Origin of the sequence: Mammaliicoccus lentus, assembly GCF_002902755.1 — a bacterium.
GTDB classification, from domain to species: Bacteria; Bacillota; Bacilli; order Staphylococcales; family Staphylococcaceae; genus Mammaliicoccus; species Mammaliicoccus lentus.
Genome location: NZ_PPRS01000004.1, coordinates 98,606 through 122,301 on the forward strand (window position 1 = coordinate 98,606; position 23,696 = coordinate 122,301).

The 23,696-nt window shown below is 31.9% G+C and carries 22 protein-coding genes; 14 read left to right on the forward strand and 8 right to left on the reverse strand.

The annotated features are described in order from the left end of the window. Positions 1–139: 139 nt before the first annotated feature. From mgtE to CD135_RS02010, 5 genes are all read right to left on the reverse strand, one after another. A complete protein-coding gene (gene mgtE, locus CD135_RS01990) occupies positions 140–1,489 on the reverse strand; it encodes a magnesium transporter (protein ID WP_103268696.1) in 1,350 nt (449 codons plus the stop codon). Positions 1,490–1,607: 118 nt separating this feature from the next. Further along, positions 1,608–2,453, reverse strand: coding sequence for an NmrA/HSCARG family protein (locus CD135_RS01995; protein ID WP_103268697.1), 846 nt, complete (start codon positions 2,451–2,453; stop codon positions 1,608–1,610). Between the two features lie 107 nt (positions 2,454–2,560). Continuing rightward, the gene (locus CD135_RS02000) at positions 2,561–3,118 is read right to left on the reverse strand and encodes a TetR/AcrR family transcriptional regulator (protein ID WP_016999497.1); all 558 of its coding nucleotides are present in this window, start codon (positions 3,116–3,118) and stop codon (positions 2,561–2,563) included. 229 nt (positions 3,119–3,347) lie between these two features. Beyond that, positions 3,348–4,169, reverse strand: coding sequence for a trypsin-like serine peptidase (locus CD135_RS02005; protein ID WP_239738744.1), 822 nt, complete (start codon positions 4,167–4,169; stop codon positions 3,348–3,350). Between the two features lie 59 nt (positions 4,170–4,228). Next, the gene (locus CD135_RS02010) at positions 4,229–5,215 is read right to left on the reverse strand and encodes a YeiH family protein (RefSeq protein WP_103268699.1); all 987 of its coding nucleotides are present in this window, start codon (positions 5,213–5,215) and stop codon (positions 4,229–4,231) included. Positions 5,216–5,312: 97 nt separating this feature from the next. Between CD135_RS02010 and CD135_RS02015 the strand changes: the two genes are divergently transcribed. Then, the gene (locus tag CD135_RS02015; protein WP_016999500.1) at positions 5,313–6,155 is read left to right on the forward strand and encodes a LysR family transcriptional regulator; all 843 of its coding nucleotides are present in this window, start codon (positions 5,313–5,315) and stop codon (positions 6,153–6,155) included. 44 nt (positions 6,156–6,199) lie between these two features. Here the strand turns inward: CD135_RS02015 and CD135_RS02020 are convergent, their stop codons facing one another. Beyond that, positions 6,200–6,952: an IclR family transcriptional regulator gene (locus tag CD135_RS02020; RefSeq protein ID WP_103268700.1), complete on the reverse strand. Its 753-nt coding sequence runs from the start codon at positions 6,950–6,952 to the stop codon at positions 6,200–6,202. A gap of 158 nt (positions 6,953–7,110) precedes the next feature. Between CD135_RS02020 and CD135_RS02025 the strand changes: the two genes are divergently transcribed. From CD135_RS02025 to CD135_RS02060, 8 genes are read left to right on the forward strand one after another with little or no spacing between them, the layout of a single operon-like run. After that, entirely contained in the window at positions 7,111–7,749 is a 639-nt protein-coding gene (locus CD135_RS02025) for a bifunctional 2-keto-4-hydroxyglutarate aldolase/2-keto-3-deoxy-6-phosphogluconate aldolase (protein ID WP_103268701.1), read from the forward strand. 9 nt (positions 7,750–7,758) lie between these two features. Further along, on the forward strand, positions 7,759–8,703 hold the full coding sequence (locus CD135_RS02030) for a sugar kinase (protein ID WP_037539266.1): 945 nt from the start codon (positions 7,759–7,761) through the stop codon (positions 8,701–8,703). Positions 8,704–8,717: 14 nt separating this feature from the next. Then, on the forward strand, positions 8,718–9,734 hold the full coding sequence (locus CD135_RS02035) for a zinc-binding alcohol dehydrogenase family protein (protein WP_103268702.1): 1,017 nt from the start codon (positions 8,718–8,720) through the stop codon (positions 9,732–9,734). Between the two features lie 18 nt (positions 9,735–9,752). Next, on the forward strand, positions 9,753–10,835 hold the full coding sequence (gene uxuA / locus CD135_RS02040; protein ID WP_103268703.1) for a mannonate dehydratase: 1,083 nt from the start codon (positions 9,753–9,755) through the stop codon (positions 10,833–10,835). Further along, positions 10,828–11,661 carry an SDR family oxidoreductase gene (locus tag CD135_RS02045; RefSeq protein WP_103268704.1) on the forward strand — a complete coding sequence of 278 codons (834 nt, stop codon included), beginning with the start codon at positions 10,828–10,830 and terminating at the stop codon, positions 11,659–11,661. The genes uxuA and CD135_RS02045 overlap by 8 nt, the downstream gene beginning before the upstream one ends. A 16-nt stretch (positions 11,662–11,677) precedes the next feature. Beyond that, positions 11,678–12,925 carry an MFS transporter gene (locus tag CD135_RS02050; protein ID WP_103268705.1) on the forward strand — a complete coding sequence of 416 codons (1,248 nt, stop codon included), beginning with the start codon at positions 11,678–11,680 and terminating at the stop codon, positions 12,923–12,925. Positions 12,926–12,951: 26 nt separating this feature from the next. Continuing rightward, positions 12,952–14,451 (forward strand): tagaturonate epimerase family protein, encoded by a 1,500-nt coding sequence (locus CD135_RS02055; protein WP_103268706.1) that lies wholly within the window; start codon positions 12,952–12,954, stop codon positions 14,449–14,451. Between the two features lie 21 nt (positions 14,452–14,472). Then, positions 14,473–15,477, forward strand: a complete 1,005-nt coding sequence (locus CD135_RS02060) for a zinc-binding alcohol dehydrogenase family protein (RefSeq protein ID WP_103268707.1) — start codon at positions 14,473–14,475, stop codon at positions 15,475–15,477. Between the two features lie 135 nt (positions 15,478–15,612). Here CD135_RS02060 and allD read toward each other — a convergent pair whose 3' ends face one another. Together allD and CD135_RS02070 are read right to left on the reverse strand one after the other, a co-directional pair. Continuing rightward, complete coding sequence (gene allD, locus CD135_RS02065; RefSeq protein ID WP_103268708.1) at positions 15,613–16,629, reverse strand: ureidoglycolate dehydrogenase; 1,017 nt, start codon at positions 16,627–16,629, stop codon at positions 15,613–15,615. Positions 16,630–16,894: 265 nt separating this feature from the next. Further along, on the reverse strand, positions 16,895–17,077 hold the full coding sequence (locus CD135_RS02070) for a VraH family peptide resistance protein (protein WP_103268709.1): 183 nt from the start codon (positions 17,075–17,077) through the stop codon (positions 16,895–16,897). 186 nt (positions 17,078–17,263) lie between these two features. Between CD135_RS02070 and CD135_RS02075 the strand changes: the two genes are divergently transcribed. The 5 genes from CD135_RS02075 (at position 17,264) to CD135_RS02095 (ending at position 23,644) form a co-directional block, all read left to right on the forward strand. Continuing rightward, positions 17,264–18,352 carry a GntR family transcriptional regulator gene (locus CD135_RS02075; protein WP_064204208.1) on the forward strand — a complete coding sequence of 363 codons (1,089 nt, stop codon included), beginning with the start codon at positions 17,264–17,266 and terminating at the stop codon, positions 18,350–18,352. Between the two features lie 126 nt (positions 18,353–18,478). Further along, a complete protein-coding gene (locus tag CD135_RS02080) occupies positions 18,479–20,080 on the forward strand; it encodes a xylulokinase (RefSeq protein WP_174700885.1) in 1,602 nt (533 codons plus the stop codon). A 10-nt stretch (positions 20,081–20,090) separates the two neighbouring features. Beyond that, positions 20,091–20,783: an L-ribulose-5-phosphate 4-epimerase gene (locus tag CD135_RS02085; RefSeq protein ID WP_103268710.1), complete on the forward strand. Its 693-nt coding sequence runs from the start codon at positions 20,091–20,093 to the stop codon at positions 20,781–20,783. A gap of 20 nt (positions 20,784–20,803) precedes the next feature. After that, positions 20,804–22,225, forward strand: a complete 1,422-nt coding sequence (araA, locus tag CD135_RS02090; RefSeq protein WP_420920310.1) for an L-arabinose isomerase — start codon at positions 20,804–20,806, stop codon at positions 22,223–22,225. A 48-nt stretch (positions 22,226–22,273) separates the two neighbouring features. Beyond that, positions 22,274–23,644, forward strand: coding sequence for a sugar porter family MFS transporter (locus CD135_RS02095; RefSeq protein WP_016999332.1), 1,371 nt, complete (start codon positions 22,274–22,276; stop codon positions 23,642–23,644). Positions 23,645–23,696: the final 52 nt, after the last annotated feature.

Consider the following 23,696-nt stretch of genomic DNA (forward strand, 5'->3'; position numbering starts at 1 on the left):
AAACCTCAAAATAAAAAATAGTACTAGGTATCAATCTCCATTTTGAAAAAACTCCCAATTCGTTAGACTTTGAATGTCGGAATTGGGAGTTTTATTTATATAATTGATTTTAAAAGTGCATGCTTGCTCATCACAATATTTATGTTAAATAACTCATAAATGAAGTTGCTAGGCTAAAGTAGATTAACATGCTGACAATATCGTTTATTGTAGTAATAAATGGACCGCTTGCTACTGCTGGATCAATGCCTATTTTGTTCATAAACAATGGGATAAGTGATCCGATTGTTGTACCAACTGTCATAGCTGTCGTTAAGCTTATCCCAACGATAGTTGCTAATAATGGTTGGCCATATAGTATTACAATGATAGAAAACAGTATAAGACTACATACTAAACCAGAAATAAAACCACTCGCGGACTCGTGTAATGCGTGTCTGACTTTATTTTCTTTTTCCATATCACCAGTAGAAATACTTCGTACGGAAACGGCTAATGATTGTGTTCCTGTATTACCTGACATACCACTAATAATAGGGATAAATGCTGCAAGTAGGGCGACTTGTTCAAGTGTGTCTTCAAATGAACCTAATATTGTAGCAGTTATCATACCTAAGAATGTAAGTAAGATAAGCCACGGTAAACGTTTTTTTGCAGTTTGTAAAACAGATTCTTTTGTCTCTTTTACATCATTAATACCAGCTAATTTTGAGTAGTCTTCGCTAGCTTCTTCTTCCATTACGTCTAAGATATCATCAACGGTAATGATACCTAGTAAATGATGTTGATAATCTACAACTGGAATGGCGATGATGTCATAGTCTTGAATTGTTTGAGCAACAATTTCTTGGTCTTCTGCAACGTCTGTGCTCACAAAGTTTTCGTTCATTACGTTTTTAACATGGTCGTCCATATCGGCGTTAATTAAATCACGTAATGACATAACGGCTATTAATTTTTTTTGATCATTAACAACGTAAAGTGCATAAATTGTTTGAGCTGAAGATGATTTCTCTTTAACGTGCATAAGTGCTTCTCTTACACTCATTTCAGGCGTTAACGAAACATATTCAGTAGTCATGATACCGCCGGCAGTATCTTCCTCGTAATTAAGTAATGATTTTAATGATTCAGATTTATGTTTATCCATAATCGTTAACAAGCTAACGCGCTGCGTTTTACTTAATAGATTAAGTACGTCAACAGCATCGTCATCTGACATGTTTTGAAGAACTTCACTTGCATAGTTTGCATTCATTTCATCGAACATTGATTTTTCTTCTTTTTGACTTAATTCTAAGTAACTCCAGAAGTTTGCTACTTCATCAGGAGATAGAAGTTCGAAAACCTTTTTCTGTTCTTCTGTAGAAAGCGAATCGAAGTACTCACTTTGCTCATAGGCGTGCAAGTGTAAAAATCCTTCTCTAAAATCACTGACTTCGTTGCGCTCTAGTAATTGAGTTAGGCGCTCGTTAATATATTCGTCCAATGCCATTCCTCCTTAATCCATTAAAATAAGTACATAACCAATTCTAGATTATATTGTTAAATTAGCAATGGTAAAAATATTAATTAAAAATTTAAAAAATTATATTTAATCATTTAAATTATTTTAGGGGATTCCATCCAGAGTGTTTAACCCAAGCATCAAAATCAAGAAGCTGGGGGTTTATCTCACGTAATTTAGAGATGTTGGCTTCATAACCTCCGAATTCAAACCATTCAAACATCTTCATCATTTTTTGGAACTTTTCTCGTGAATCTACAATTTCGCAAGGAGCATCAAATGTTTTACTTATTTTTTCAGATATCTCAGTTAATGTTTTTTCTTCACCAGCTATTTCGATAGATTCTCCTATAAGCTGTTCTGGATTTTTAAAAGCGATATTAGCAAAAGCACCGATATCTTGTACAGCTATCATTTGTAATTTGATTTCAGGATCCATAAACCCTTGGATGACGATCTTTCCATCTTGTCGTTTTGCAAATCCTTCAAAATTATCCATGAAAAATGTTGGTCTTAAAATTGTAGAAGGTAAATCTAAAGAACGGATGTGCTCTTCTATTTGCCATTTTGTTGCAAAGTTTTGAGCTCCATCATATCTTTCTGCACCTGCTGCTGAACTATATACAAAATGAGAAACGCTAGCTTTTTTAGCTAAGTCTGCAACTCTTTTTCCTTGTCGTATTTCTTTTTCAGGATCATTATTATCGAATGATTGTACACTATACACACCGTAAACACCTTTCATTACATCTGAAAGTGATTGTTCATCATCCATATCCGCTTTAACCACAGTAGCGCCTTTTTCTTTAAGTGCTTGTATAGAGGGTTGTTCCGGATTACGTGTCATAGCACGTACTGCCCAACCATCAGACAGTAAATTTGTAGCTACTGCATTACCTTGGTTTCCTGATGCGCCGATTACTAAAATTGTTTTAATATTATTCATGATAAAACCTTCGATTTATTAATAGAATTTTGTATAAAAATTAAATATTATATAAATAAATATATTAAGTTTTATTGAGGCATCGCTTCAGTTTTCGAACACTTTTATTAAAAATCCTCAGTCATATTAAACAAGTTCTGTAAAAATTGTTTTAACTGTTCATTGTTTAATCCTCTCTTATCCACTTGATATTGATAAGATTTAGTGGACAAAGCATTCAATAACATATCAGTTTTAAATGTCTTCCATTCAGGACTTTCTTCATTATCGAAAGTGTTCCAAAATTTCTTGGATAATTTCTGAAATGTTGGCGTATCTCTAAAGTCGCCATGAAACTCTTTTTTCTCTACACAATTTAAAGTGTCTAAATGTTTCGATTTAAAATCAATAAAGAGTTCTAAGTAAATTCCAAATTTTTCATAATTCGTTATTTGGTTATTTTGTTCTGCATAATCCATCTCTTTGAAAAGTCTATCAAAATCATTTTCGATTAATTTATAACAAAGAGCACTTTTATCTTCAAAATGACGGTATAAGGTGCCCATTCCAATACCTAGCTCTTTAGATATACGATTCATGCTCGTATTTTCAACGCCATATATTTCAAATAATTCTTTAGCTGTATTTTCAATTCTTAATCGATTTTCTATTGCATCTTTCCTCAATTGTTTCACCTCTGAAGGGACTTTAAATTTAACAAACGGATACCTCTCCGTTTATTGTAAGGGAACATATAATAAATTACAAATAAAGAGAAACGAGTACTTATATATCTAAATAAAAAACTCCGAGAATCAAGATTTCGCCTGATTCCCGAAGTTTTTATTATGAGTTAGAAATGCTATTTAGTTCTTATTTACAACGAATAAGTGTTCTGAAAATACTAATATAGTATTACTCTCGATGCTGATTGATAAAATCACGTGTTTTTCCTGTTATTAATGGACCGCCTGTATATATGTCTCGTGTGGATTGATGCTTTGTATTAATTTCAGGACTTATACCGTGAGCATGCAAACCAACCACGTGATTGTGTTCATTTAATACTGGAGATCCTGAAAACCCAGTTGTTCTGTGTAAATGTCCGATATATTCAATGTAATCTTTAGTTGATTTAAGGTAATATCCATTTGATTGATACATGAATTGTCCGTTATATGGTTTTTTATTTGGATAACCTAACATATAAAGCGGTTCTTTAGGTTTCAAATCCTTTATTTCTTGTTCTGATGCAATTTTTAATGGCTTAATCTTTGTCGACAAACGTTGTTGAGTGATGAGTACAGCCACATCTCTTTCAGATGACTTATGAAAATTTTTAACTTTGAATTTAATAGGTACACGTTGATCTGCTTTTGAAGGATAGAAATAAAATTGCTTTGTTTCTTTATTACCAACTTTATCACTTGCTACATGTGAAGCGGTAATAATTGTATAATCATCTATAACAAAGGCAGTTGCTCCGTTACCTGATTTACCAGTTTCATCTGATGATATTTTACCTACTGCTTCAATGTGGTTTTTACTATGTGTGTTGTATAGTTTAAGCGTTAATAAATCGTTCGGTATTTGTGAACCTATTTTAAAAGCATCATTATAGTCTGAATGTGTTGCTTTATTGAATGTATCTTTATAAGTTATAGGCTCATCATGAGGAATAAAGATATAATTAAACAATGACATGAGAAGCACTAAATATAATTTAAGATATAACATAGTTTAATCACAATCTTTCTCGAAATTAAATGATATCTTTGTTATACCCATTAATCATCTTATAAAATCGTAGCGACAAAAAATACAATAACTGAAAGTACTACTGAAGTTATTGCCATTGCAACCATTGGCTTAAATGCTTTTGTTTTTAAGTCATTAAATGAAACATTTAATCCTAATCCTACCATTGCCATAATAAGTATGACGTTAGTAATTGTACTGATTACACTTAATACACCTTCTGGAATAGCTACAAATGTGTTTACCGCACTCATAATTAAAAATCCAAGTAAAAAGTATGGAAAATCAATTTTTTGAGAAACTTTATTTGTTCTTTTTCTATTAACGATTATTAAGAAAATAATACTTAAAGGAATTAATAGAAATACTCGGCCTAATTTAGCTAATAAACCAATAGCTAGAGATTCACTACCACCTGCATCTGCCGCTAATACAACATGTGCTATTTCATGTAAACTAGCACCAGACCATATACCATAAAGTTCAGGATCCATAGGGAATAAAGCATATAGAAGTGTATATGTTAATGAGAATATCGTTCCCATTATTGCTACTAATCCAACACTTATGCCAACGTCACTTTCTTTAGATTTCAAAATAGGAGAAATAGCTGCTATCGCTGCAGCACCACATACCCCTGTACCAACGCCTAATAATAGAATTAAGTTTTTATCTCCTTTAATAATTTTATTTAAGAAAATAATAAAGAATATTGAAAAAGCAACTACACCGACATCTAGTAATAATAATGTCCCGCCTTCATTAATAATTGTAGACAAGTTCAATTTTAACCCGTACAAAATTATAGCTAAACGTAGTAGTTTTTTAGAAGAAAATTCGATACCTGTTACGTATCTTGTTGGATATCCTAGGAAATGTCTGTACAAAATCGCAATGATGATAGCTATCGCAAGTGCGCCAACTTTATTTAAAATTGGTAAATTTGATAATAATATGCTGGCAATTGCAACAACTAGCGTAAAACCGACACCTAGGAAAAATGCTTTATTTAATTTAATACTCACTGTCTTCACCTCACATACATTCTATGATGAGAACGATTATTTGTGAAATGCCATTTTTAAATATATAATATAACAAAAATGTTATGGAGGTGCTTTTGTGGAAGATAAACTCAATATATTAAAAGCAATCGTAGAAGAAGACGGATTTACTAATGCAGCAAATAAATTATACAAATCACAACCATCCATAAGTCGAGATATTAAAAATTTAGAACAAAAATACCAAATTAAAATTTTTGAAAATACACGAAAAGAAATCATATTGACAGAAGAGGGGCAAGAACTGTATAACTATGCCTGTCAATTGGCGTTATTAGATGAACAATTACACACGAGAATAAACGCAAATAAAGAAGAAGTAAAAGGTAAATTTGTTATAGGTACAAGCCATACATTCGGACAATCTAAACTATTAGATCTTACGCTATACTTACAAACAAAATATCCAAATCTGAACATACATATTTATATTTACAATTCTGCAGATATTATTACGCATTTGAAAGATTATACGATTGACTTAGGAATAATAGAAAAACCTGTAATCGACGATAAAATTAACAGTGAAGTATTAACAGAAGATAGATTATTAATCATAAAAAATAAGCAAAATAAAAAACCTTTAAATGAATTAAGGTGTTATGTAAGAGAAACAGGGTCAGGAATTAGATATTACCAAGACAAACTATTACAACAACTGAATTTGCCGTCACGCAAAGTCGTCATTAATGACAATCAACTTATACTAGAATTAGTAAAACAAAATATGGGCTATACAATACTCTCTAATTTCTCTATCAAATCAACCGATAGAAAATATATAGAAACAAGCGAAGTAGACTTATATAGAAACTTCTTTATAGTATCAAATAACTCAAGATATAAAACGAATAAATATAATACTATTGTCGATGAGATAAAAAAATATGGTTTTAAATAATAAAGCCCCAAATCTAGTTCTTACGAACATGATTTGGGGTCTTTTTAATGGTAACCAAGTAATCTAGAAATTTTTATTGCACATGTTTGTAATTCTTCTATAAAAAATTCTTTTCTGTGTAGTTCAGTTGTAGGGAAAGATAAACTAATCGCACCTTGCACTTCATTACGATAGTTAACGAAATATGTACTCACACAATATATACCTTTTTCATTTTCCTCATTATCTACAGAATAACCTTGTTCACGTATTGTGGCTATCTCATCTATAAACTGATTGTAGTCAGTTATAGTATTATCAGTCAGTTTAACGATATCAGATTGATTCCAGATTTCTTGTATCATTTCATTTTCATAAGTTGAAAGAATAGATTTACCTACCGCCGTACAATACATTGGCGCACGTTTCCCAATTTTAGACGCCATTGAACGGTTGTTATCACTTGGAATAAATTTATCAATATAGACAACCTCATTATTATCCTCTACAACTAAATGACAAGTTTCACCTACAGTCGTCATCAATTGACTAATCATGCTTTTAGCAACATTTAAGAAATCAATATTTTGTACACGTTTGTTTCCTAATTGGAACATTTTAAAAGTAATTTGATATTGGTTAGTTAAAGGATCTTGTTGTACATATCCGTTAGTAATTAATGAATTTACAAGACGGTGGACTGTTGCTTTTGATAATTCTGTCGCTTCTACTAAATCTTTCAAAGATATTTGTTCTTGCTCTGAAATAATTTCTAAAATATTTAAAGCACGATCAATAGATTGCACGTTTGAAGCCATATTTATCACCTCTTTATTAAAAATATATCACATATATTGTCATATATAGTAGTTTTTTATAATTACATAAACAATTGACAACGTTTACATAAGCGTTATAATAATACTAAATATCGCTATACAATACATTGTATCATAATGTGGAACGGAGGTAAATTTTGAAAAAATATAAAATATTGAATCAGCTGCATGAACATTATTTAGTAGCAGTAGTAAGAGGCAGTAACGAAGACGAAACGAAAAAGATTATTGACGAAATAATTAGAGGTGGATTTAAAAATATAGAGATTACATTTACTGTGCCAAATGCAGAATCTGTTATTGAAAGAGTCAATAAAGAGTATGGAAGTGACATCGTTTTAGGTGCAGGAACAGTGTTAGATGCTACTACAGCTCGAATAGCAATAAGTAAAGGTGCTCAGTATATTGTAAGTCCTCATTTAGATACTGAAATATCTAAGGTTTGTAACATTTACTCAATACCTTATTTACCAGGGTGTAGTAGTGCATCCGAAATTATTGAAGCATTACGTTATGGATCAGATTTAGTAAAGCTATTCCCTGGTGGACATTTGGGTGCAAGTTTCATTAAAGATATTAAAGGACCTATTCCAAATGTTGAATTAATGCCTTCAGGGGGAGTTAATTTAGAAAATATTTCAGAATGGATTGAAAAAGGTTCATTTGCAGTAGGCATTGGAAGTGATTTAACAAAAAGATTCAATGGAAATAATTATGAAGTAATATCAGAAAAAGCAAAAGCTTATGTTGACGCTTATAGAAATAGACGAAAGTGAGTGGGATTGATGAAATTATTCACAATAGGGGATTCGATGATTGCTATGAACCCTAAAAACAAAGGTCCTTTAAGATTCAATCATACATTTGAAAGGACAATTGGTGGTGCAGAATTAAATGTAGCAATTGGTGCTAGTAGATTGGGACTTGATACTACATTTTATTCAAAAGTAGGAAAAGATGAATTTGGCCAACATATTATCAATGTATTAAGAGGCGAAGGAATTGATACTGAAATAATCGAACAAGTTAAAGAAAAATCGACTTCAGTATATTTTAAACAAATTAATGCAGATGGAAGCGGTGCTTCATTTTATTACCGAGACACTGCCCCGATTAAGGGAATTACTCAAAAAGATCTTGAAAGTGTAGACTTTGGAAATTTTGATTACTTTCATGTTAGTGGCGTATTTGTTGCATTGTTACATCATAAAATTGATTTAATTAAATCATTAATGAAAAAAGCACGTGCACATGATGTCAAAATCAGCTTAGATCCGAACATCCGGCTTAAAACATGGGATAAAGAAACGGCAAGTAGTTTCTTAGGAGAATTACTTCCTTATGCAGATATCTTACTCACTAGTGATGATGAACTTGAAGTATTAAAAATAGCTACGCCATTTAAAGACATAAAATCATTATTAGAAGAATGTCATTTGGATGAAATCATTGTAAAACGTGGCCATTTATCAACGCAGTATGTAAGTAAGGATAAACAATTTGATAAAGAAGTATTTAAGGTTAACCCGATTGATACAGTAGGAGCTGGAGATGGATTTGCTAGTGGGTATTTGTATGCAATGAGTAGAGGCTATGATGCTGAAAAAAGAGTGGTTTTTGCAAATGCTGTTGGTGGCATGGTGACTGAAGTATTAGGAGATAATGAAGGTCTACCATATCTAGAACAAGTTGAGAATTTTTTAAATGATGAAAAACTAATCTTGAGATAAAAGAAGGGTGAAAAATGAAAGCAGCTAGAGTGATAGATAAAAATGAAATTGTTATAGAAGAAATTGATAAGCCTGTACCAGATGAAAGCAAGAATATATTAGTTAGAACTAAAAAAGTTGGTATATGTGGTTCAGATAGACATATTTTACACGGAACTAATCCATTAGCTACGATACCACGAGTAGTAGGTCACGAAGTAGTGGGTGTAGTAGAAGAAGTTTATGGAAAGTCTGAACTAAATGTGGGAGACCATGTAGTTGTTGAACCTATAACACCATGTGGTGAATGTTATGCATGTAAAAAAGACAGACCAAATGTATGTCAAAACTTAGTAGTGTTTGGTGTTCATGAAGACGGAGGGATGAGAGAATTCTTTATTGCTAATGAGAAACAATTACATAAAGTTCATCAAGATGTTCCGTTTGAAAAAAGTGTTTTAATTGAGCCACTAACTATAGGTGCACAAGCCACGAGTAGAGGAGATTTACAAGATGGAGATACAGTACTAATTCAAGGTGCAGGCCCGATAGGATTGTGCATTCTAAAATACGCTAAGTTGAAAGATGTAACGGTATATATTTCTGATTTAGATCAATCAAGATTAGATTATGCTAAAAAACAAGGTGCTGATGTTGCGATAAACGTACAAAACTTAGATTTAATCAAAGAAATTAATAAATTAACAGACGGTGAAGGCGTTAATGTATCAATCGATGCAGTTTGTATGCCAAAAACTTTTGAGTTAAGTATTGATGTTGCTTCGGCTGCGGGTAGGGTTGTTGTTCTAGGGTTTGATGAAAAACCGGCCAATATTACACAAATGCCAATTACTAAAAATGAATTAACAATTGTGGGTTCAAGATTACAAACTTATAAATTTAAAGATGTAATTGAAAATATGGAACAACATAAATTTGATGATTTTGATTTAGTTACTCATCAGTATGATTTGAATCAAGTGAAAGAAGCATTCCAATTTATAGATGAACATCCGGATCAAGTTAAAAAAGCAATTATCAATTTCAATTAAACAGGGGAGATGATGACAATGGAAATGACTTTTCGTTGGTATGGAAGAAATAACGATACAATTTCGTTAGAAGATATTAAACAAATACCTAATACAACTGGGATAGTGTGGGCTTTGCATGAGAAACCAGTTGGTGCTGTATGGGAGAAAGAAGAAATTAAAGAAGAAGTTGAATTTATAGAATCACATGGATTTAACGCTAAAGTTGTAGAAAGCGTTAACGTTCATGAATCAATAAAATTAGGTAACAGTGAACGTGACGAACTTATTGAGAATTATAAAAAAACTATAGAGAATTTAGCTGAATATGGTGTAGAAGTAATCTGTTACAACTTTATGCCAATATTTGATTGGACAAGAACAGATATGTTCCATCCACTTGAAGATGGTTCTACAGCTTTATATTTTGATTATGAAAAAGTGAAAAGTTTAGACCCTAGAGAGTTGATTGAAACAGTTTCGAGTTCTAGTAATAATTTAACGATGCCGGGTTGGGAAAAAGAAAAGCTCGACCAAATTTCTGAATTATTTGAAGCTTATAAGAGTGTGGATGAAGAAAAACTTTGGGAAAACTTTAGTTACTTCATAAACGCTATCATACCAACTGCTGAACGTTGCGGTATAAAAATGGCGATACACCCAGATGATCCTCCATATTCTATATTTAATTTGCCACGTATTATCACAGGAGCAGAAAGTTATGAAAGAATGTTTGAAATCAATGATAGTCCTAATAATGCGATAACTTTATGTACTGGTTCGATGGGAGCTTCTAAGAAGAATGATATGGCTGAAATAGCAGAAAAATACCATAAGCATGCTCCATTTATGCATATTAGGAATGTTCACATTTCAGATGATGGTAGTTTTGTTGAGACTTCTCATTATACAGAAGATGGTGATATAGATATCAAACAAATTATGAAACATTTATCAAATTCTGATTATAAAGGTTATATTCGACCAGACCACGGAAGACACTTGTGGAAAGAAGAATGTCGTCCAGGATACGGTTTATATGACAGAGCATTAGGTATTATGTACCTTAATGGGCTTTGGGATGCATATCAACTTGAAAAAGAGGGTGAAAGAAATGTTTAGTAAACACGAAAACTTAAAAGGTAAAGTTATTGTAATTACCGGTGGAAGTGGAGTGCTTTGTCGCACAATAGCAAAGGCATTAGCAAAACAAGATATGAAAATTGCAATTTTGAACCGTACCTTTGAAAAAGGCGCGCAAATTGTTAAAGAAATCGAACAAGAAGGCGGAACAGCAAATAATTACTCAGCAGATGTTACAAGTGAAGAAGATTTAGTTAAAGCAAAAGAAGCAATCTTAACTGATTATGGACAAATTGACTATTTAATAAACGGAGCGGGCGGAAATCATCCAGATGCTATAACTGAAGGTGAAGCATATGATTCAAAAGATAAGAAAAACTTTTTTAGTTTAGAAAAAAGTGGGTTTGAACAAGTGTTTAATAATAATTTTATTGGTTCATTTGTTGCAGCAAAAGTGTTTGGAGAAGAATTATTGAAGTCAGAACATGCAGGCATAATCAATTTTTCATCTATGAGTGCCTATTCACCAATGACTAAAGTACCAGCTTATAGTGCAGCTAAAGCAGCTATTAATAATTTCACTCAGTGGTTAGCAGTTTATTTTGCAGAAGAAGATATACGAGTCAACGCAATAGCACCAGGATTTTTCTTAACAGAACAAAATAAAGATTTACTTTTAAACGAAGATGGTAGTCTAACCGAGCGTTCAAATAAAATTATAAGCCAAACACCACTAGGCCAATTCGGAGAACCAGAAGCATTAATTGGTACAACTTTATGGTTATTAGATAAAGAATACTCTTCTTTTGTAAATGGTATAACTGTACCTGTTGATGGCGGATTTATGGCTTATTCTGGTGTTTAATTAAGGGGATGAAAATATGGGGAAAATAAACAAAGATGGAAAAATAATTTTAGTATTTCTTTTTCTAGCAGGTGTGATTAATTATCTAGATAGATCTGCTCTTTCAGTAGCAGCACCATTTATACAATCTGATTTACATTTGACTCCAGGTCAAATGGGAATAATTTTTAGTAGTTTTTCCATTGGGTATGCAGTGTTTAATTTCGTTGGGGGCATAGCTTCAGATAAATTCGGAGCCAAAATAACATTATTTGTTGCGATGATAGTTTGGTCATTATTTAGTGGAGCAATTGTCTTAGTAGTAGGTTTTGTGAGCTTATTTATAGTCAGGGTTCTTTTTGGTATGGGAGAAGGCCCATTAAGTGCCACTATCAACAAAATGGTGAATAATTGGTATCCACCTTCTAAAAGAGCTACTGCAGTTGGTTTAGCTAATAGTGGTACGCCATTAGGTGGCGCAATATCTGGACCAATAGTAGGATTTATAGCATTACATTTAGGATGGAGGGTATCTTTCGTAGCTATCATGATTATTGGTATTGTTTGGGCAATCTCTTGGTGGTTCTTTGCGAAAGAAAAACCTGATCGTATAGAAGAAACAACAATAGATAAAAAAGCAGAAATAGCTCCAGTTGTAACATTTAAATTAGGATTTTACTTAAAAAATCCGACTGTACTTTTCACGGCATTTGCATTTTTTGCTTATAACTATATTTTATTCTTCTTCTTAACTTGGTTTCCTAGTTATTTAGTAAACGCTAGAAATTTAAGTGTAGAAAATATGAGTTTAATTACAGTAATACCATGGTTACTTGGTTTCTTAGGTCTAGCTTTAAGTGGTATCGTATCAGATTTTGTTTATAAACACACAGTTCAAAAAGGTGTTTTATTCTCAAGAAAAGTTGTTCTTGTAGTTTGTTTATTTATCTCTGCAGTTTGTATAGGAATATCAGGTATTGTTACCACTACGGTTGGAGCAGTAACTTTAGTTGCGTTATCAGTACTATTCTTGTATTTAACTGGCGCAATATATTGGGCGATTGTACAGGATGTTGTAGATAGTAATAATGTAGGTTCAGTTGGTGGTTTCATGCATTTATTAGCTAACACAGCAGGTATTATTGGTCCTACTGTAACAGGTTATATTATTCAAACTACTGGAACTTATACAGCGGCATTTTTATTGGCAGGTGGGTTAGCAGTAGTAGCCTCAATTGCAGTTATTTTCTTTGTGAAACCAATAGCAAAGCCAGAAGAAGCATAAGCATATTTTAAAAAGGGGAATATTTAATGGATAATTTATTAGAAATAATTGAACCATTGAAAAATAAAAAAATACCAATTTCAAATGAAATAAAGATATACAAAAGTTCTTTGCACAACTATGAAGAAACAAATTTCATTATGGTTAAATATGATGGAATTAAATATATAATAGCTGTCGGAGAAGGCTCTCTATTTAATGATTTAACAGGTGAATTAATTAGAAATGACGCAAAATTATGTGACTTAAGTCATGAGAACAGATTAGTTTTAAATGATTATTTTGAGTTTACGAAACCTCAAGCTTTTGGTAGAAAACAAACAACGATAGGTCTGGGAGATAGATTAGGGGTAGCAACCCCAGGCCACGTCTTGGCAATGAATAAAACTGATGCAAAACCTATTTTTGCTCAACAAAGTATTAGAGAATTAGATTTAACAAACCGGTCAATGGAAGATGTTATAGATAAAGCAGCATTCGGAGCTATTCAAGAAGGATATGATGGCGGTTATGGAGCAGATGGAGATCATTTAAAGAAAGAAAAGGATATTGAACATGAATTAAAATTAGGAATTTCTATGCTTACTTTGGATTGTTCGGATTATATAAGAAAAGATATAAACTTAGATGATGAATCCGATATTGAAAGTGCATATAATCGATTAGATGACGAGACTAGAAAATACTATGAAAATAAATATCTAGACAAAACTTTCAAAGTTAATAATGAGTCACTTGATTTTACTAAACCAGACCTTATGAAAGTTGTTGTAGTTTATACTAAAGCACTAGAATATATGGTTCATGTTTATAAAACTTATATTAAAACTTTAGACAGAGATATCGATTTCGAAATCTCTATAGATGAAACGAAGACAATTACATCTCCATTTGATCATTTCTTTGTCGCACAAGAATTATATGACCAAGGTGTTGAGGTAACAAGTTTAGCTCCGAGATTTTGTGGAGAATTTCAAAAAGGTATTGATTATATAGGTGACATAAAACAATTTGAAAAAGATTTAAAAATTCATGCACTAATTGCTAATCACTTTCAATATAAATTAAGTATACATTCTGGTAGTGACAAATTTTCAGTATTTCCTTTAATAAATGAAAAAACTAAGGAGCTATTTCACCTTAAAACTGCAGGAACTAATTGGTTAGAAGCTATAAGATTAATATCAATATATAAACCAGAATTATATAAAGAACTACATGAATATTCTTTTGATTATTTCCCTGAAACTCAAAAGTATTATCACATTACCCCTGATATTGATAATATTACACCGATAAAAGATTTAGAAGAAGCAGAATATCGAACATACTTAGAAGATGATAATGCTCGACAAGTTTTACATGTTTCTTATGGATTATTATTAACTGCTAAAAATGAAAAACATGAATATTTATTCAAAAAAGATATATATAATGTTTTAGAAAAATATGAAGACGAATATTATCAATTATTAAATAAACATATCGGTCATCATCTAGAATTATTAAATATAATTTCTAAATAATAGAGAAAGAAAGTGAATATTATGAAGTCAATAATTTGTGAAGAACCAGGGAAAATGGTTATTAAAAATGAACAATTAAATGAAGACATTCCCGATGATCATGTTCTGATTAAAATAAAATATATAGGAATATGTGGTACTGATATTCATGCATACGGAGGGAATCAGCCATTCTTCGAATACCCTAGAATTTTAGGACATGAATTATCAGGAGAAGTGGAAAAAATAGGCGAATTAGTGAAAGATTTTCAACATGGAGATAAAGTCACAATTATTCCCTATGTATCTTGTGGATATTGTCTGTCATGTGTAAATGACAAACCTAATTGTTGTGAAAACATCGAAGTAATAGGGGTCCATAGAGATGGGGGGATGACTGGATATTTAGCTGTACCTCAGCAAAATGTTATAAAAATAAATGATTTACCTTTGAAAATGGGGGCTATGATTGAGCCATTGAGCATTGGTGCACATGGTGTCAGAAGAGCGAATATTCAGCAAGAAGAAACTGTATTAGTAGTTGGTGCTGGACCAATAGGTTTAGGTGTTGCAAGGTTTTCTAAGCTACAAGGCGCAAAAGTAATAGTTGTGGATTTGAGTGAAGAAAGGTTGGAATTTTGTCAGGAATGGTCTGAATGTGATGAAGTCATAAAATCAAATGAAAATATCATAGAGGATATTAAGACAATAAATGACGATGAATTACCAACAGTCGTATTTGATGCAACTGGTAACAAAAATTCAATGGAACAAGCATTCAATTATGTAAACCATGGCGGTAGAATTGTATATGCAGGATTAGTTAAAGATAATATACAATTTGTAGATCCTGATTTCCATGCAAAAGAGATTACTTTAATGGCTAGTAGAAACGCTACTTTGGCAGATTTTGATTTTGTTATAAATCAAATAAGAGATGGAAAAATACAGGAAAGTTATTTCACAAAAGAACTAGGATTTGAAAATACTCTAGACTTCTTTGAACAAGGTGTTTTTAAAACAAACAAGACTGTTATAGAAATATAAAGTTGCTAGAAAGGTCACTACTTAATAAGTGAATATCAAACGATTTTAAATAGAAAACCTCACCTGTTGAAAAATCAATAGAGTGAGGTTTTGAATATGAATAGGCGGTTTATATTTTAGATATTCTTAGCTTTATTAAATATTTATTTCATTTTTAATAAATTCATAAACATTTTCAGAAAGTTGAATCCCATGTATTTTATTATTTTTTTCATTTATTTTTTCAATATCGCCTGGGACTAAAACTTCTTTAATACCATTAGATGGTTTTACTTGTTTTATTTCTTGAGTCATTTGTATCAATCTATTTGTAAAATCATCTATAGATACAAATTTTGAAGGGTCAATTAATATAAAGAAATGACCTAATTCTCTGTTTTTATTATAATCTCCATACATTTTTGTTATGTGTGGACCAAATGCAGATCCACTTAATAAAGAAGAAAAGATTTCGACAACCATAGCTAAACCGTAACCTTTAGGTCCACCAAATGGAGTTAAATATGCTACTTTATCAGGGTCATTTGTTGTATTTCCTTCAGAATCTACACCCCAACCATCCGGAATAGTTTTATTGTTATTCTGTGAGTTTAAAATTTTACCTAGAGCGACAGTACTAGTTGCGAAATCTAAAATGACATTATCATCTTTAGACATAGGAAAACCAAATGCTATAGGATTTGTACCAAAATAAGGCTCTTTTCCACCAAATGGTATTACACTACTATCAGTATGAGTCATAGCAATACCAATAAGTTTCTTGTTTGCAATTTTATCGACAAAATAAGATAAAGCACCACAGTGACTGCTGTTTTTAACAGCTACTGCAGAAATACCATTGTCTAAGCATAATTCGACACCTTTTTCTACTGCTTGATTAGATATATAATGACCAAATCCATTATCCCCGTCCATAATTCCAGTAGACTTTGATGTAGTTTCAAATTGGACTTTTGGATTAGTGTTTATCCCTCCAGATGAAATTCTTTTAATATAATGTTCTAACCTAAGTACACCATGAGAATCTACTCCTCTTAAATTTGCATGTACTAAAACATCAGCAATAACTTTAGCATGTTCTTCTGGAACATCGTACTTTTGGAAAACTTTCATAGTATAATCAAATAAATCTTGATAATTGACTGTATACAAATGCTCATCCCCTTAAATTTACAGTTTATATCATAATATGGAACATTATATTATATTATGGTATATTTAAATGTTAAAAGTTATTGTAAGCGTTGTCAATAGAAGGGTATGTTTTTATTTTGGTATATAACACACAAAGTATAATGATTTATTAAATACTATTATGTAAAAGGAATAGAATATAAATAAACCTTCTATAAGAAGATTAAATCAACTAATTAGAAGGTTTATTTTGTGAAAAAGTTGTTTTAGAAGTTTTTTCAATCTATTTTTTATAATTTTTCAAGTAATATGCGCCTGCTAGGAGACCTACTGGTATACCTAAAAGTGGTGTGAAAATTGCGCTTAATACGAGTACACATACTATTAGCACTGCAGCATTGTACCAGTTAAGCTCAAGGTCTAGTAAATCATTGAAACTTTTCTTTAAAACATCTTTAATTTTCATGAAATCACTCCTATAAAACTCAATGTTTTAATATTTATAATCTATGTATATAATAACATAAAATGTAAAAGTTAAAGAGTAATTGTATATTTAAAATGTGTATAATAGCTATTTATAATTATAATATTTGTTATGTTATAATTTATATAATTGAAATAACTTAGTTACAAGGAATGGAGATAGTTTATGGCTGAACCTAAATATAAATTAATTGCTTTCCAATTAAAAGATAAAATTATAAATAATGAATATGAGTATGGTAAAACGATCCCTTCTGAGAAAAAGCTTCAAGAACAATACAATGTTAGTCGCTATACAATAAGACAAGCTATAGATTTATTAGTACAAGATGGTTATATCATAAAGAAAAAAGGTCTAGGCTCAATTGTTAGTGATAACTATTTGAAAAAAACAAATCATGATACTTCTACCAAAAAAATCGGTGTAATCGTTACATATCTTTCTGATTATATTTTCCCAAGTATAATTAGAGGAATCGAAAAAATATTAGGTGCTAATGGTTATTCTCTTATATTAGCGAGTACGAATAATACACATGCTGGTGAGCGACGTTGTCTTGAGATGATGATAGAACAAGGTGTTCAAGGTTTGATTGTTGAACCGACGAAGAGTAATGTGTTTAACCCTAATTTATCTTTTTATTCGTTATTAAAAAGTAAAGAAATACCTGTGCTAATGATTAATGCTTGCTATGAAGAGTTAAACATTCCTTATATAAGTATTGATGACACAAAATCTGGATTTCTTGCGACTTCTTATTTATTAGATGAAGGTCATGATGACATTGTTCTAATAACTAAAATAGATGATATGCAAGGTAAGTTTCGTATGAAAGGGTATATAGAAGCTTTTGAGGATAAAGGTGCGATATTTAAAGGTGAAAATATCTTTACTTATACAACTGAGACAAAAGATAAAGTTCTAGATTTAATCATAAAAGAGTTATTAAATCATGAAATCAATCCGAGTGCCTTTGTTTGTTATAACGATGATATTGCTTATTCATTTATAAAGCGTTTAAAAGAAAATGGAAAATGTGTACCTGATGATTACTCCGTAGTTGGGGAAGACAACTCTATTTTAAGTCAACTCGAAGATATATCACTTACAACTACTTCTCACCCTCAAGAAAACCTTGGAGTAGAAGCAGCACGATGGATGATAAAGGCTATAAATTCTGGTCAAATTGGAGAAACGACTATTATGGATACAGAAATTATAATAAGAAATAGTGTTAAAAAGAGAAATGCTTAAGTTTTGTACTTAAGTATTTTTTTTGCGTTTATTACATATATGGACAAATAAAAATTATATTTGACATGTACGGTCAAGTGATGGTATATTTCTTTTTGAAAACGATTGCAAGAGGGAGGCGGTATTTTGAATCAAGGTAAAATTCATTCAGAAATATCGAACGGTGAGATATCTATCGGTATCGAATTGGGTTCAACTAGGATTAAGACAGTGGCCATCGATACTAACTTTGAAACGATAGGATCTGGATATTTTGAATGGGAAAATGAATTCAAAGATGGGTATTGGACTTATTCAATTAATGATGTCTGGATAGGTTTACAAAAAAGTTATAAATCAATGACAGATGACATTGAATCAAAATATAATGTGACGATTAAAAAAGTGAAATCTCTAGGGATAAGCGGAATGATGCATGGATATTTAGCATTTGATAAAAACGATGACTTGCTTGTGCCGTTTAGAACTTGGAGAAATTCATATACTGAAGAAGCAGCAAATAAATTAAGAGATTATTTTCAGTTTAATATACCTGAACGTTGGAGTATAGCGCATTTATACCAAGCTATTTTAAATGAGGAACAACACGTCAAAGACATTCAATTTATAACAACTTTAGCTGGATACATTCACTGGTATTTAACAGAACAGAAAGTATTAGGTGTAGGCGATGCTTCAGGTATGTTTCCAATTGATCAAAATACTAAAAAATATGACCAAGAAAAATTGAATCAGTTTGATGAACTTATCAAAGATAAACAATTTGAATGGGATATTGAATCAGTCTTACCAAAAGTTCTAACAGCAGGTACAAATGCAGGTTGTTTAACAGAACAAGGCGCTAAGTTATTAGACCCTACAAATAATTTAGAACCAGGTGTGCCACTTTGCCCTCCTGAAGGTGACGCAGGTACTGGTATGGTCGCTACTAATAGTGTTGAAAAGAAAAAAGGCAATATATCGGCTGGTACGAGTGCATTTGCAATGCTTGTATTAGACCAACCTTTAAGCAAAGTACATCCAGAAATAGATATTGTGACAACACCATCTGGGGATTTAGTCGCAATGGTTCATACAAACAATTGTACTTCAGACATTAATGCTTGGGTGAATTTGTTTGAAGAGACTTTTGAAGTAATGGGTGTGGAAGTCGATAAAAACCAACTTTATGAACGACTATTTAATCATACGCAACATGCAGATGAGCAAAATGGGAACTTATTATCTTATGGATATATATCAGGTGAAAACATTACAAAAATAAACAAAGGCATACCTATTTTCTTGAGACCAACAGATAGCCAATTCAATTTAGCAAACTTTATGAAGACGCATATTATGTCAGCGTTTAGCACATTGAAAATCGGCGTAGATATTCTTAAAGAAGAAGAGAAAGTACTTATCGATTCATTTGTTGTTCATGGAGGCATTTTTAAGACAGAAGAAATTGCACAACGTATATTAGGCGCAGCTTTAAATAGTTCAGTTGAAGTGTTAAAGACGGCTAATGACGGTGGCGCATGGGGGATGGCTATACTTGCAAGATATATGGTCAACAACGATAGCCTATTACCATTAAATCAATATTTAGAAGAGAACATATTCGGACAACAAGAAGGTAGTGTTATTCAACCATCTGAAAAAGATGTAGAAGAATATGAACAATTTATAACTGAATATAAAAAAGGTTTAGAAATAGAAAGAAAAGCATCTCAATTTATTCGTTAGGAGTGTAAACATGTTAGAAAAATTAAAAAAAGAAGTGTTTGAAGCAAACCTCGAATTACCAAGAAGAGAACTCATTAAATATACATGGGGTAATGTCAGTGCAATCGACAGAGAAAGTAATTTATTCGTCATTAAACCAAGTGGCGTCGATTACGATGTAATAACTGCAGATGACATGGTCGTTTGTAATTTAGATGGCGAAGTAATCGAAGGTGAATTAAATCCCTCTTCAGACATGCCTACACACGCGGTGTTATATAAATCATTCAAAGATATTGGCAGCATAGTTCATACACATTCTACTTGGGCAACGATTTGGTCACAAGCCGGATTAGATGTACCTGTTTATGGAACGACACATGCTGATACATTCTTTGGACCAGTTCCATGTGCAAGGCATTTAACAGAAGAAGAGATTAATAAAAATTATGAACATGAAACAGGAAACGTCATTGTTGAAACTTTTGAAGAAAGAAATATAAATCCAAATGAAGTTCCAGGAGTACTCTTACATGGTCACGCACCATTTGTTTGGGCAGAAAATGCAGAGAAAGCTGTAATGAATGCGGTAGTACTAGAAGAAGTATGTAAGATGAATTTATTTACACTTCAATTAAATCAAGAAAGCGAACACTTACCAAATAGAATCTTGAATAAACATTATGAAAGAAAACATGGAGAAAATTCATATTACGGACAATAATCTAAAGGAGGAAAATAAAAATGAGTAATCAAAAAGAATTTTGGTTTTTTGTAGGATCACAAGAGTTATATGGGGACGAAGCATTAAATCAAGTGAAAGCCAATGCTCAAACAATTGTAGACACTTTAAATAAAGAAGGAAACTTACCTTATCCAATTAAATTAAAAGAAGAGTTAGCAATATCACAAGATGTAATTACATCAGTTATGAAAGAAGCTAACTACAAAGATGAAGTACAAGGTGTTATCACATGGATGCATACATTCTCTCCAGCAAAAATGTGGATTAGAGGTACACGAATTTTACAAAAACCGCTTCTACACTTTGTTACTCAATTTAATAATCATATTCCATGGGACACAATTGATATGGATTACATGAACTTACACCAATCAGCACATGGTGATAGAGAATATGGTTACATAAATGAAAGATTAAAGAAAAATAATGAAGTAATCGTTGGTCATTGGCAAGAAGCTGAAGTACAAGAACAAATTAGTCGTTGGATGAATGTAGCATATGCATATAACGAAAGCTTCAATATCAAAGTTGCGAGATTCGGAGACAATATGAGAAATGTTGCTGTGACAGAAGGCGATAAGATAGAAGCTCAAATTCAATTAGGTTGGACAGTAGATTATTTCGGAATTGGTGACTTAACATCAATTGTTAATGAAGTTTCTGAACAAGAAGTAAATAACTTATTCGATGAATATAAAACGTTATACGACTTTGATTATGGTGACTATGAAGTGAGCGAATGGGAAAATTCAGTTAAAGAACAAATCAAATATGAAATTGCCATTAAACGATTTTTAGATACAGGTGGTTATACAGCATTTACTACTAACTTTGAAGATTTATATGGCATGGAACAATTACCAGGCTTAGCAGTTCAAAGATTGAATGAACAGGGATATGGCTTTGCTGGAGAAGGAGATTGGAAAACTGCAGCTTTAGATAGGTTATTAAAAGTGATGTCTCACAATACGCAAACAGGTTTCATGGAAGATTACACATATGAAATGAGATCAGGACGTGAAGCAATACTTGGTTCACATATGTTAGAAGTAGATCCTACTTTAGCAAAAACAAAACCAAAAATTGTTGTAAACCCACTTGGTATTGGAGGCAAAAATGACCCAGCTAGATTAGTATTTGACGGAGAAGCTGGAGAGGGCGTAATTGTATCTATTTCAGATATGGGAACTCATTTTAGAATGTTAATCAATGAAGTAGAAGCTTTTGTTCCAGAAGAAGCGGCTCCTCATTTACCAGTTGCACGTGTGATTTGGAAAGTAAAACCAGGTTTTCATGAAGGTATAAAAGAATGGATCACTCAAGGTGGCGGTCACCATACAGTCATATCTTTAAGCTTAACAAAAGAACAAATCGTAACTTTAGCAACATTGTTTAACCTGGAATATAAGTTAATTAACTAGGCAAATTCGATAATTTAATTCAAATCTCAATAACAAAGGGGAATGAAAATGGGAGATAAAAAGCCAAAGACAGGTTTAATATATGCATTTGGTGCTTTCGGAGGATTTTTATTTGGATATGATATCGGTATTATAAACGGAGCTTTACCAGGAATTAAAGAAACATGGGAAATCAGTCCATTATTAGAAGGAACAATTACTTCAATACTATTTTTAGGTGCAATGATTGGTGCAGTTTCAATGGCGCCATTAGCTGATAAATGGGGCAGAAAAATGATGATTCTAATTACAGCAATTATCTTCGCTGTTGGATCATTAGCTTGTGGTTTTTCAGGGAATCCAGAAATATTAATTGTTTCTAGATTTATACTAGGTATTTCAGTTGGTTCGGCTTCGGCTCTCGTACCAATGTACATGGGAGAAATATCTCCACCAGTCATTAGAGGTAAAATATCTGGTTTGAACCAATTGATGATAACAATCGGTATGCTTATATCTTATGGTGTGAACTATGCATTTATAGGTGTCTTTGAAGGTTGGAGATGGATGCTAGGAGGCGCAGTTGTACCAGCAATTGTACTCTTCATAGGCGCATTTATTTTACCAGAATCACCTAGATACCTAATTAAAAAAGGACTTACAGATTTAGCATTAAGTAATTTGAAGAAAATTAGAACAGAACGTGAAGCAGAAAGAGAATATAGAGAAATATTACAAATTAATGAAGCAATCAGTAAAGAACAGAAGAAATTCAAACTTACAAAAGCTGTTACATTTTCAGTGTTTGTCGGTTGTTGTGTAACATTTTTACAACAAATACAAGGTGCAAATACAATTTTCTACTACTCATCACAAATACTTGGGGATGTGTTTGGATCAACAATCAGTGGTGTAATTTCAACAGTGGGTGTCGGTGTTGTCTTCGTGCTAGCAACAATTGTGACATTGATATTTGTAGATAAGTTTAATAGAAAAACATTATTTATGTCCGGATCAATAGGAATGGGACTATGCTTATTATTAGTAGGTATTATTTATCCATATACAAATGACGGACATATGTGGGCAATATCACTCGTATTTATTTTTATATGCGTATATGTCATATTTTATGCATATTCTTGGGCAGCAGTTACTTGGATTGTAGTAGGAGAACTGTTCCCAAGTGAAGCAAGAGGGATGGCGACAGGAATAGCGTCAATGGTTAACTGGTTAGGAAATATCGTAGTCGCATTATTCTTCCCTGTACTTATGCAAAGCATTGGATTAAGTAATATATTCTTTATGTTTGCGGGTATATGTGTGATAGGTTTCTTATTCTCTAAATATGTATTATATGAAACAAAAGGAAAAACACTAGAAGAAATCGAATTATACTTAGATGACCGTATGAATGAACCAGCGGAATCAAATGTATAAAATAGATAATGAATAAAATGAGGGCTCTCTTCAATGTAGACACTGAAAAGTG

What these genes read in the sequence shown, in the direction of transcription:
- CD135_RS01995 (WP_103268697.1), bottom strand. Translation starts at nt 2,453, where the DNA reads ATGAATAATATTAAAACAATTTTAGTAATCGGCGCATCAGGAAACCAA.
- CD135_RS02005 (WP_239738744.1), bottom strand. Translation starts at nt 4,169, where the DNA reads ATGTTATATCTTAAATTATATTTAGTGCTTCTCATGTCATTGTTTAAT.
- CD135_RS02020 (WP_103268700.1), bottom strand. Translation starts at nt 6,952, where the DNA reads ATGGCTTCAAACGTGCAATCTATTGATCGTGCTTTAAATATTTTAGAA.
- CD135_RS02030 (WP_037539266.1), top strand. Translation starts at nt 7,759, where the DNA reads ATGAAATTATTCACAATAGGGGATTCGATGATTGCTATGAACCCTAAA.
- CD135_RS02035 (WP_103268702.1), top strand. Translation starts at nt 8,718, where the DNA reads ATGAAAGCAGCTAGAGTGATAGATAAAAATGAAATTGTTATAGAAGAA.
- uxuA (WP_103268703.1), top strand. Translation starts at nt 9,753, where the DNA reads ATGGAAATGACTTTTCGTTGGTATGGAAGAAATAACGATACAATTTCG.
- CD135_RS02045 (WP_103268704.1), top strand. Translation starts at nt 10,828, where the DNA reads ATGTTTAGTAAACACGAAAACTTAAAAGGTAAAGTTATTGTAATTACC.
- CD135_RS02050 (WP_103268705.1), top strand. Translation starts at nt 11,678, where the DNA reads ATGGGGAAAATAAACAAAGATGGAAAAATAATTTTAGTATTTCTTTTT.
- CD135_RS02055 (WP_103268706.1), top strand. Translation starts at nt 12,952, where the DNA reads ATGGATAATTTATTAGAAATAATTGAACCATTGAAAAATAAAAAAATA.
- CD135_RS02060 (WP_103268707.1), top strand. Translation starts at nt 14,473, where the DNA reads ATGAAGTCAATAATTTGTGAAGAACCAGGGAAAATGGTTATTAAAAAT.
- CD135_RS02070 (WP_103268709.1), bottom strand. Translation starts at nt 17,077, where the DNA reads ATGAAAATTAAAGATGTTTTAAAGAAAAGTTTCAATGATTTACTAGAC.
- CD135_RS02075 (WP_064204208.1), top strand. Translation starts at nt 17,264, where the DNA reads ATGGCTGAACCTAAATATAAATTAATTGCTTTCCAATTAAAAGATAAA.
- CD135_RS02085 (WP_103268710.1), top strand. Translation starts at nt 20,091, where the DNA reads ATGTTAGAAAAATTAAAAAAAGAAGTGTTTGAAGCAAACCTCGAATTA.
- araA (WP_420920310.1), top strand. Translation starts at nt 20,804, where the DNA reads ATGAGTAATCAAAAAGAATTTTGGTTTTTTGTAGGATCACAAGAGTTA.
- CD135_RS02095 (WP_016999332.1), top strand. Translation starts at nt 22,274, where the DNA reads ATGGGAGATAAAAAGCCAAAGACAGGTTTAATATATGCATTTGGTGCT.